Raw genomic sequence first — 9,989 nt, forward strand, 5'->3', positions numbered from 1 at the left:
GGACTAACCGCTCTTGGGCTTGTCGTCCGGGCTCAGGGCGTCCTTGACCTTCTCGCCCGCCTGCTTGAGCTTGGACTTGCTCTGCTCGGTCTTGCCCTCGGCCTTCCACTGATCGTTGTCGGTGGCCTTGCCGAGGTTCTCCTTGGCCTTGCCCTTGAACTCGTCGAACTTGTTCTCGACCTTGTCACCCTCTGACACGGTGGCCTCCCTCGATCGGTTCCACTTGTAGCCCTGACCGATCGGAGCGACTCGCAATCATGTCGTGCGCCACGGATGTGCCGAGGGTGATCGAGAACACCCTGTACGCGGTCAGGGGGCGACGGGCACGACCGAGTCGAAGGGGGCGTGGGTGGAGAGCCGCTGCTCGATGCCGCCGCGGACCATCGTCTTGGCGGTACGGACGGCGTCGCCGACGGCCGTCCCCTTGGCCAGTTCGGCGGTGATGGCGGCCGCGAAGGTGCAGCCGGCGCCGCTCACGCGCTCCTCGCCGATCTTCGGTCCGCTCAGCACGGTGACCTCCTCGCCGTCGAAGTAGACGTCGACGGCGTCGGGGCCGGGCAGTTCGGTGCCGCCCTTGACGATCACGTGCTTCGGTCCGAGCTCGTGGATGCGACGGGCCGCCTCGATCAGGTCGTCGACGGTCTCCAGGCTCTCCATGCCGGCGAGGGTGCGGGCCTCGAAGTGGTTCGGGGTGATGACCGTGGCCAGTGGCAGGATCTGCGCGGTCAGGGCCTTGTCGGTGTCCAGGGCCGCACCCGGCTCCTGCCCCTTGCAGATGAGGACGGGGTCCAGGACCACGTGCCGCCAGGTCTGACGTTGGAGCGCCTCGGCCACGACGTCGATGGTGTCGGGGGTGCCGAGCATGCCGATCTTCACGACGTCCAGGTCGTGGCAGCTCGTCGCGGCCTCGATCTGGTCGGTGATGACACCCGGGTCGACCGGCACGAAGCGGTGGTTCCAGTCGTTCTTCGGGTCGAAGGAGACGATGCAGGTGATCGTCCCGACGCCGTAGACGCCCAGTTCCTGGAAGGCCTTGAGGTCGGCCTGGATGCCGGCTCCGCCGGTGGCCTCCGACCCTGCGATCACGTACGCGCGGTTGGTCATCGTAAGCCAACCTCCCTCTGCTCGTTGTGCGGTTGCGCGGTGTCGGGGCCCTGAAGGGTCACGAACCCACTGGACATTGCACCACAGCTGGTCATTTCCGGCATATCGGATATCCGCCATGGTGGCCCCACCCCCGAAAGTCTAGTTTCGTTCGGGCGCCGTTCACCTCGCGGGCGCGGCTCACCTCTCGGCGAGAAGCCGATCGGTGGTGTCGTATCCACTCGCGTAGGCACCCTCCACGGTGTTCTCCCCGGTGGTCGGCTCGCCCGCGAAGTACAGGACACCCTCCAACGGCGAGGCCAGCGTGGCCGGGGCGTCGTGCGCGCCGGGCGGGACGTACAGGTACGCGCCCCGACTGAACTCGTCGGCCGCCCAGTCGTGCGTGGTGCGGGCGACGGGTTCGGGCACCTCCTCGCCCAACGACGAGGACAGGGCCGCGAGCCCGGCCACGAACCGGTCCCCGACCTCTAGGCCCAGCAGGCGGCGGGCGTTGTCCCCGGCCGCCCAGGCGACCACGACCTCCGGGTCGCCCCGGGACAGGCACCAGAACACGAACCCCGAGTCCTCGTCCCAGCCGAGTACGTCCTCCTCCTCGGGGAAGACCGCCCGGTCGAACTCGTACACGAGCTTGAGGGCGTCGGTACGATCCAGCGACTCCACCGCACCGCGGTGCGAGCCCGGAAGCGCGGGGTCGAAGACCACGTCCCCCTCCTTGAGCACCCCGATCGGCAGCGCGACCACGCAGCGGTCGGCCCGCACCTCCAACACGCCCCGAGGACTCTCCGCCACCACGTCCACGCCCCGGCCGGACCATCGGATCCGGCGCACCGCGTGCCCGAGCCGTACGTCCAGGTCGTAGGCGAGGGGCGGCAGGATCCGGTCGTACCCGCCCACCACCCGGAAGTTCTCCCGGGGCGAGGACCACCAGTCGAACAGCCCGGACTCGCTCATCCACAGCGCGCTCCACCGGTGCAGCGGCTCGTTGTCGAGGGACACCGGTGGCCACCGGTCCGGTGGAACCTCCATGCGGTCGAGGTAGGCGGCGGCGTCCTCGACGGCGGTCGGTGGTCCGGAGACGTCCAAGGGTCGGTGGCTCCCGGCCCCGTGGCGCACACGGACGGTCTCGGCCCGCGCCTCCTCCACCAGTTCCCAGGTGTAGGCCTCGCGTCCGTGGATCAGGCCCGCGCCCAGTTCCACCGGCACGGAGGTGAAGTCGTGGTCGGTGTACAGTTGGCCGCCGATTCGGCCCCTGGCCTCCAGGACCACCACGGAAAGGCCGTGGTCGACGAGGTTGCGCGCCGCCGACAGGCCGGTCACCCCGGAGCCCACCACGACCGCGTCCCACCGTTCCCGGCGTCGGGCGGCGTCGCCGGCCGGCAGGAACGCGCCGCCCAGCAGTACACCCGCGCCCACCAACGCCGATCTGCGGCTCGGAGGGCCCCCGGCGTGATCGTCCGCCCGTGGGACGTGCACCGCCATGCCGCCTCCCGCCTCTCGTCGAGCCCGCACCCCGACGGGTACGGCGCCTCCGCATTATCCAGGGAACGGCCTTGCGATAATAAAAATATGTCCGTAATATTTTTATATGGCACGTAACGCCGACCACGACGAGAGAAGGCGGCAGGTCGCCGAGGCCCTGCTGCGCACCGTTGCCCGCAAGGGCCTGGCCAAGACCACACTGGCCGATGTCGCCGACGAACTCGGTGCCTCGGTCGGCCTGGTCCAGCGTTACTTCCGAAGCAAGGGCGCCCTGCTCCGGTTCGGGATCGAGCACATGTACCGGCGGAGTGAGGAGCGGTTCCGAGAGGTGGAACCGTCCCCGCCGATGCGTGACTTCCTCCTGCGCCTGGCGCTGACGCTCCTGCCCCTGGACGAGGAACGGCGCATGGAACTCGGCGTCTGGCTGGAGTTCCTGCCCACCACCATCACCGATCCCGAGATGGCCGACCTGCACGCCTACGCCACTGGCGAGGTCGTGGCGGGCTTCGAGCGGGTGTTGGTCGCCGCGGGGGAGAGGGGCGAACTGATCGATGGGGCGGAACCCCGTTGGGAGGCCCGATCCCTCTACGCACTGGTGGACGGCCTCACCGTCCACCAGCTGACCAGCCCGGACATATACGACGACGCCGGGGCCCAGGCCCTGCTCCAGCGGCACATCGATCGAATCTTCGACTTCGACGAGAAGGAGTCCTGACATGACCCGGGTCACGGGGGCCGTGGAAACCGGATCCGTGGGACGGACGAGCGGGCGCTTACCCCTGCTCGACGTCCTGCGGGGGGTGGCCATCCTGGGCACGCTGGCCACCAACGTGTGGTTGTTCACCGCGCCGGGCGGCGAGTCCGTCATGCTTTACGACACCGGTGCGATGAGCCCGATGTCCGCCTTCGTGGAGAACCCGTCGGTGGCCACCCTCGTGGAGGGGCTCTTCCGGACCGCCGCCAACGGCAAGTTCCTCGCCCTGCTCACCCTGCTGTTCGGGGTGGGACTGGCCATACAGTTCCGTTCGACGGCCAAGCGTGGCGCACGATGGCCGGGCGCCTACAAGTGGCGGGCGCTCTTCCTCTTCGTCGAGGGCTCGGTGCACTTCACCCTGGTCTTCGCCGCGGACGTGCTCATGGGGTACGCGCTGGTCTCCCTGCTGGTGGCGTGGTCGCTCACCAGGTCGGAGAGGTTCCGGAACACGGTGATGTGGCTGTCCCTGACCCTGCACCTGGCCTTCATGGGGTTGTTGACCGCGGCCCTGGCCGTCCTCCCCGAAACGAACGCGGAGGTGCCGCGCGAGGCGGTGGACCTCTACGCGCGAGGCTCCTACCTCGACCAGATCGCCTTCCGCCTGGACAACGCCATGGCCCTGCGGACGGAACCGATCATCACCTTCGCGCTGATGGTGTTCATGTTCCTACTGGGTGTTCGCCTGTTCCGGGCCGGTGCCTTTGGTCCGGACCCGACGGGACGGCGGATCCGGGCCCGGCTGGCGGGCTGGGGGATGGGCCTGGGACTGCCGCTCACCCTGATCGTCTCCCTGGCCGGACCGGACTGGTTCCTCCTGGATCGCTACGTGGTCGCCCCCTTGGTGGCCTTGGGCCTGATCGGCCTGATCGGCCGGCTGCTGGACCACGTCACGGGCGACGGGCCGGTGGTGACGTCACTGAGCGCGCTCGGCCGGATGGCGATGACCGGGTACGTGGCGCAGAACGTCGTCCTGATGGTCCTCTGCTACGGATTCGGACCGGGCCTGGCCGAGCGGATGGCCGGCACCGGGCCATGGTGGGTGCTCGGTCTGTGGTTCGGGACGTCCCTGCTGCTGTTGGTCGCCTCGACCCTCTGGCTGCGCCGATTCGCCCAAGGCCCGTTGGAGGCCATGCAAAGGCGAGCGCTGTCCCGTGCCCGCTGAACGACAACGCCCAAGGGAGGGGAGAACCCACGTGAACCACGACCGTGGGGCGGGCATCCAACCCGGTATGCCCGACAGCAATCCCCAAGCGGCCTTCCTGAACCTGCTGGCCTCCACCTACGCCCGCTACGGCGTCGAGATCCAGGCGCTCCCGCCCACAGGGATGCGCCTACCGCTGCCACCGAACGACCAGGGCCGCGATTCCCTCGACATCGACTACGCCGACACCGCGGCCCAGGTGCTCCAGCAGCCGGAGGACCAACACCCGGAGTTCGCCGAGCAGATCGTGTTCGGCATGATGCGGCAGCTGCGTTCGCGCGGCATCGCCTTCGGAACCCACTACCCGCCCCTGTCCACGGACCTGGCCCGGCAGGTCATGCTGGCCGCGCTGCGCTCAGGCGGCCTGAACGCCCACTTCGACTTCCCCGATTCCCTCCTGCTGACGCTGCCGGACGGGGGCACGCTCCGCAAGGACGTGGGCGGTCTCCTGCCACTGCTCGAAGGCTTGGACGAGGAACACGCCCTGGAGAAGGCGGTCGAGTTCGCCGCGGCCCTGGCGAACCAGGTCTCGGAGGTACAGACCCCCGTCAGCCCCGAGAGGTTGCGCACCCGGCTCTACGCGGAGTCGTCCTTCCCCGAGGGCGTCCTGGCGAAGATGGTGGCTCGCCCGATGGCCACCGGGGTGGCGGAGGTCGTGGTCCTCGACCTTCCCGACACCATCCGGCCGTTGACCCCGGGCGACCTCGAAGGGCTCGGCCTGGGCGTGGAGCAGGCCTTCGACCGGGCCGTCGAAGGCTCTCTGAGCGAACCGGTCGAGGTCTCCCGTATGGACGCCGGAGGCACCTCGATCGTGCATATCGGCAGCGAGAACGGCTTCTACGCCGCATCCCACCTGCACGTCCTCGCCCGCCACCTGGGAGAGGCCCGCTACGGGGCGCTCGTGGTGTTCCCGTCCCCGCCGGTGCTGATGGCGCATGTCCTGGGCGCGAGCGCCAACCCGATCGGCGCGATGAGCACCCTGCAGGAACTGGCGGCGCGCTTCGCCGCCGACGCCGGCAAGCCCATCAGCGACAAGCTGTACTGGTGGCGACCGGAATCGGCCGCGGGCGGGCGCCCCCGGCTGGCCGAGGTGCGGATCGAACTCGACGAACAGACCCAGAGGGCCGGCGTGTACTCCGAGGACGAGGACTTCCTCCCCCTCCTGCGGTCCCTGAACTGACCCCGGACCCGGATCGAATCCGACGGTTCGGTCAACTCGACGGAGGGGTGTCGGCCGGTTTCGTGAACTGTCCCGGCCGGCGTCCCTCACCCGGCCCGCCCGCGTAGGTCTGGCCCACGCGAAGCCACTCCTCGGCCGCCGCGCCTCGTGCCTTCAGATCGGTGTCGGCGACGTGTCGACGTCGGGTCAACACCAGACAGAACTCCAGCGCGTCGCCGGTGACCACGTCCTCGGCCTCGTCGGGGCCCAGCCGCCACGGACCGCCGTCGGGCGCGGTCAACTCCACCCGCACCGGGGCGTCCGGGGCGCTGAGGCCCCGGGCGAGATAGCTGTAGGGGCGCACCCGCAGCGCGAGGTGGGCGATGTGGCGGAGCCGGTCGGTGGGAACGCGCTCCACCCCAAGGGCGTCCACGATGTCCTGACCGTGCGCCCACGTCTCCATCAGTCGCGCGGTGGCCTTGGACGCCACGCTCATCGCCGGCCCGAACCAGGGCACCCGGGTGCCGGCCGGAGCCTCGCTCAGGGCCTCCCGCAACCCCGACGAGCACCGTCGCCACTCCACCAGCAGGTCGGCGGGGGTGAGCGCGGTCAGTGGAGCGGCCGCCGCGTCCACGAACCCCTCCGGGTCCGCCATGGCATCGGTCAGGAGCCGATCGAAACCCGCCTGGTCGGTCAGGGCGATGAGCGCGGCGCCGTCGAAGAACGCCAGGTGCGCCACCTGATCGATGATGGTCCAACCGGGGGCGGGTGTGGGCCTGGCCCATTCGGCGGAGTCGACCCCGGCCAGGAGGGTGGCCAGCTCCTCCTGTTCGGCGCGCAGGTCTTCGATGAGGGCTTGCGTGTCGACCACGGGAACTCCTCCAGGGGGCGGTCGGCCAACGGAGTTGACCAACGTGTCATGTTCTGCGCACCATAACAAAATGTGAAGTGGATCTCTCCGGGGAGAGGGTGCGAAACGAAGATGACCACGACCGAAGACCACGGGACCGACCGGTGGAACACGCCCGAGCGTGCCGCGCTGCGCGAGACGGTCCGCACCTTCGCGGCCAGGGAGATCCTGCCCCACGTGGAACGGTGGGAGGACGAGGGCGAACTCCCCCGTGACCTGCACCGGGCCGCCGCCCGGGTCGGGCTGCTGGGACTGGGCACACCAGGGTCGGTGGGCGGTGAGGGCGAGATGATCGACCAACTCGTGGTGTCGGAGGAGGCCGTCCTGGCCGGGGTGCCCACCGGGGTTCTGGCCTCCCTGTTCACCCACGGCATCGCACTGCCCGCCCTGATCGCCGACGGCCGTGAACACCTGGTGCGCGACTACGTCCGTCCCACCCTGGCGGGCGAACTCGTGTGCGCCCTCGCCATCACCGAACCGGACGCCGGATCCGACGTCGCGCACCTGCGCACCCGGGCGGTCCGCGACGGCGACGAGTGGGTGCTCGACGGGGCCAAGACCTTCATCACCTCCGGCTACCGCGCCGACTTCGTGACCGTGGCGGCCCGTACCTCCGACACCGGGCACGAGGGCATCTCCCTGTTCGTCGTGGACCGAGACACCCCCGGCTTCACCGCCACCCGCCGGCTCGACAAGATGGGCTGGCGTTCCTCCGACACCGCCGAACTCTCCCTGGTCGACGTGAGGGTGCCCGCCGATCACCTGGTGGGCCGTGTGGACCAGGGTTTCTACCAGATCATGGACCAGTTCGCGAGTGAACGGATCGCGATGTCCGTGCAGGCCTGCGCGGTGGCGCGACGTTGCGTGGACCTGTCCGTGGCGTGGGTGCGCGAACGCGAGGCCTTCGGTGGCCCGCTCGCCAAACGCCAGGTCCTGCGGCACCGCCTGGTGGAGATGCACCGCCGCACCGAGGTCGCCACCTCCTACGTGCGACGGATCGCCGAACGGCTCCAGGACGGGGAACCCCTCATCGCCGAGGTCGCGATGGCCAAGAACACCGCCACCGAAGCGATGGACCACGTGGTCGACAACGCCGTCCAGCTGCACGGCGGTATGGGGTTCATGCGCGGGACCGAGGTGGAACGCCACTACCGCGACGCGAGGGTCTTCAGCATCGGCGGCGGAACCTACGAGATCATGAACGAGGTCATCGCGAAGTTCCTCCCCTTGAGGTGACCGGACCGGCCCGGGGGAGTGGAGGGGACAGAGACGACCAGTGCGAACCAACGCCCGGACCGGGCGACCGCCCACCGAACGCGGTCGCCGTAAACGGGGTGCCCTCGTGCGGGCGGCCCGGGAGGTCTTCGAGGAACGGGGTTTCGAGGACACGCGGATCGCTCGGATCACCGGCCGCGCCGGGGTCGCCTACGGGAGCTTCTACACCTACTTCGACTCCAAGGAGGCCGTCTTCCACGAGGTGGCCAAGGGGGTGGCGGGGGAGATGTTCGACGCCGCGCGCTCGGCGGCGCCCATCGGCGCCGAACCGGTCGACCGGATCCGCCACTCCACCGAACGGTTCCTGGCGGCCTACCGGGAAAACGCGCGGATCATGCAGGTCATCGAGCAGATCTCGCCGCGGCACCCGGAGTTCCGCGCCCTCTTCCTGGAGATCCGCGGCCTGTTCGTCGAACGGATCGTCACGGGCACGCGACGACTCCAAGAGGAAGGGCTGGCCTCCACCGACATCGACGTGCCCACCACCGCGAGCATGCTCGGCGGCATGGTGGAGCACACCGCCCGCATGCTGTTCCTCTATGGCGAGGAACACGACGCCGACGTGGTGGTGGAGACCGCCACCCGACTGTGGGCGCGGGGGATCGGCCTCGACGGTGTTCCCTAGGGGCCTCCGCCGGCGCTTGGGCCCCGAACGAACAATCCCCCGTGGTTCCCCGAGCAGGGCCTCGATCGGTGAAGAACGTACAAGACCGGCGGACCCGCGCCGCGCGAGGATCCCATTATGGAGACCACAGACAAGCCCGTGCGCTTCGACACCAAGATCGCCGTCCTGCTCCGTGACGACCTGGCCGTCTGGCAGCGGCTCAACGTCACCGCGTTCCTGGTCGGCGGGCTCGGCACCCGGGTGCCCGAACTGGTCGGCCGGCACTACGAGGACGCCGACGGCAACGAATACCTGCCGATGTTCCGTCAACCGATCCTGGTGTTCGAGGCCGACAAGGAGACCATCACCAAGGCCCACGCCCGTGCGCTGAAACGGGAGGTGGAGCTTTCGGTGTTCACCTCGGACCTGTTCGCCACCGGCCACGACGACGACAACCGGGCCGCGGTGCGCGCGGTACCGGCGAACGACCTCGACCTGGTCGGCATGGCCGTGCACGGACCGAGGAACGGGGTGGACAAGGTCATCAAGGGCGCCCGGATGCACGGCTGAGCGCGTCGACCGACAGGCGCGCCCGGGCGTAGCGCCCCGGCTGCAGACCGAGCACCCGAGTGAAGTGCCGGTTCAGGTGGGCCTGGTCGTGGAACCCCGCGGTCACCGCGACGTCCTTGGGCGCCATCCCGTCGAGCAGCAGCCGCCGGGCCAGGTCCACCCGCCGACCCACCAGGTACCGGTGCGGAGGCATGCCGAATCGGCGCGCGAACACCCGTGCCAGGTGGGTGGGGTACGCGTGCAACGACTCCGAGGCCTCGGCCAGGGTCAGCCCCCGCACCGTGCGGTCGTCGAGCAGGTCGCGCAGGGCCTCGGCCAGACCGGGGTCCTCGGGGCGGGTCGCGGGGTCCACGGAACCGGACAGGTGCAGCCGCAACCGTTCGCGGACCAGGGCCAACCGGATCTCCGCCTCCAGCTCGTCCCCGATCCGCAGCAGCGCCCCGTGCAGGAGGTGGATGCGGTTCCGCAGCAGGGGGTCGTCGAACATGGGGTGGTCCACCGCGCGCCCCACGAGTTCGGGGGCGATCTGTTCGGGATCCAGGTACAGCACCCGTTTGCGCAGGCCCTGCTCGGTCACCGGGGTGCCGTTGTGCGGGACGTCCGGCGGCAACAGGGTGACCGTCCGGTCCAACGCCCCGTGCTCGTGTCGCCCCAGGTCGTAGCGGACGGTGCCGGAATCGATGATGAGCAGCGTCCAGGACCGGTGCGTGTGCATCGGGTAGGCGTGTCGGCGCATGTGGGTGTGGAACACCTCGGTGACACCCGTGACCCGCGGCCGCAGGACCACCGTGTCGGCGTGGCCGTCCATCAATTCTTCCTGAGGGGACCACCGGCTTTAGAGCTCATCTCATTTGGATTCTCGATAGCCTGGCCCGGTGTCGATGGTTGAGCGGTTGGTGCCGGACAAACTGTGGGAGCTGTTTCAACGGGTGG

The 9,989-nt window shown here is 69.5% G+C and carries 11 protein-coding genes; 6 read left to right on the forward strand and 5 right to left on the reverse strand.

Going from position 1 to position 9,989, the window contains the following annotated elements; all coding sequences use genetic code 11:
- Positions 1 to 3 precede the first annotated feature (3 nt).
- The 3 genes from ACWGKS_RS28115 to ACWGKS_RS28125 all read right to left on the reverse strand — a co-directional run bounded on the left by ACWGKS_RS28115 (position 4) and on the right by ACWGKS_RS28125 (position 2,583).
- Positions 4 to 198 carry a CsbD family protein gene (locus tag ACWGKS_RS28115; RefSeq protein WP_358513922.1) on the reverse strand — a complete coding sequence of 65 codons (195 nt, stop codon included), beginning with the start codon at positions 196 to 198 and terminating at the stop codon, positions 4 to 6.
- A gap of 111 nt (positions 199 to 309) precedes the next feature.
- Positions 310 to 1,104, reverse strand: a complete 795-nt coding sequence (gene thiD / locus ACWGKS_RS28120) for a bifunctional hydroxymethylpyrimidine kinase/phosphomethylpyrimidine kinase (RefSeq protein WP_358513924.1) — start codon at positions 1,102 to 1,104, stop codon at positions 310 to 312.
- A 180-nt stretch (positions 1,105 to 1,284) separates the two neighbouring features.
- The gene (locus ACWGKS_RS28125; RefSeq protein WP_358513926.1) at positions 1,285 to 2,583 is read right to left on the reverse strand and encodes a flavin monoamine oxidase family protein; all 1,299 of its coding nucleotides are present in this window, start codon (positions 2,581 to 2,583) and stop codon (positions 1,285 to 1,287) included.
- Positions 2,584 to 2,689: 106 nt separating this feature from the next.
- Between ACWGKS_RS28125 and ACWGKS_RS28130 the strand changes: the two genes are divergently transcribed.
- From ACWGKS_RS28130 to ACWGKS_RS28140, 3 genes are read left to right on the forward strand one after another with little or no spacing between them, the layout of a single operon-like run.
- Complete coding sequence (locus ACWGKS_RS28130; protein ID WP_358513928.1) at positions 2,690 to 3,298, forward strand: TetR/AcrR family transcriptional regulator; 609 nt, start codon at positions 2,690 to 2,692, stop codon at positions 3,296 to 3,298.
- 1 nt (position 3,299) lies between these two features.
- Positions 3,300 to 4,499 (forward strand): DUF418 domain-containing protein, encoded by a 1,200-nt coding sequence (locus ACWGKS_RS28135; protein WP_358513930.1) that lies wholly within the window; start codon positions 3,300 to 3,302, stop codon positions 4,497 to 4,499.
- Positions 4,500 to 4,530: 31 nt separating this feature from the next.
- Positions 4,531 to 5,718 carry a hypothetical protein gene (locus tag ACWGKS_RS28140; RefSeq protein ID WP_358513932.1) on the forward strand — a complete coding sequence of 396 codons (1,188 nt, stop codon included), beginning with the start codon at positions 4,531 to 4,533 and terminating at the stop codon, positions 5,716 to 5,718.
- 31 nt (positions 5,719 to 5,749) lie between these two features.
- Here ACWGKS_RS28140 and ACWGKS_RS28145 read toward each other — a convergent pair whose 3' ends face one another.
- The gene (locus ACWGKS_RS28145) at positions 5,750 to 6,568 is read right to left on the reverse strand and encodes a TIGR03084 family metal-binding protein (protein ID WP_358513934.1); all 819 of its coding nucleotides are present in this window, start codon (positions 6,566 to 6,568) and stop codon (positions 5,750 to 5,752) included.
- Between the two features lie 111 nt (positions 6,569 to 6,679).
- Here ACWGKS_RS28145 and ACWGKS_RS28150 point away from each other — a divergent pair, with 111 nt between their 5' ends.
- From ACWGKS_RS28150 to ACWGKS_RS28160, 3 genes are all read left to right on the forward strand, one after another.
- Positions 6,680 to 7,843, forward strand: coding sequence for an acyl-CoA dehydrogenase family protein (locus tag ACWGKS_RS28150; protein WP_358513936.1), 1,164 nt, complete (start codon positions 6,680 to 6,682; stop codon positions 7,841 to 7,843).
- Between the two features lie 40 nt (positions 7,844 to 7,883).
- Entirely contained in the window at positions 7,884 to 8,507 is a 624-nt protein-coding gene (locus ACWGKS_RS28155; RefSeq protein ID WP_358513938.1) for a TetR/AcrR family transcriptional regulator, read from the forward strand.
- A gap of 117 nt (positions 8,508 to 8,624) precedes the next feature.
- A complete protein-coding gene (locus tag ACWGKS_RS28160; protein WP_358513940.1) occupies positions 8,625 to 9,056 on the forward strand; it encodes a DUF2000 domain-containing protein in 432 nt (143 codons plus the stop codon).
- Here ACWGKS_RS28160 and ACWGKS_RS28165 read toward each other — a convergent pair.
- Positions 9,031 to 9,864 (reverse strand): AraC family transcriptional regulator, encoded by an 834-nt coding sequence (locus ACWGKS_RS28165; protein ID WP_358513942.1) that lies wholly within the window; start codon positions 9,862 to 9,864, stop codon positions 9,031 to 9,033. The genes ACWGKS_RS28160 and ACWGKS_RS28165 overlap by 26 nt on opposite strands.
- Between the last annotated feature and the right edge of the window lie 125 nt (positions 9,865 to 9,989).

The organism is Nocardiopsis sp. NPDC055879 (genome assembly GCF_053615935.1).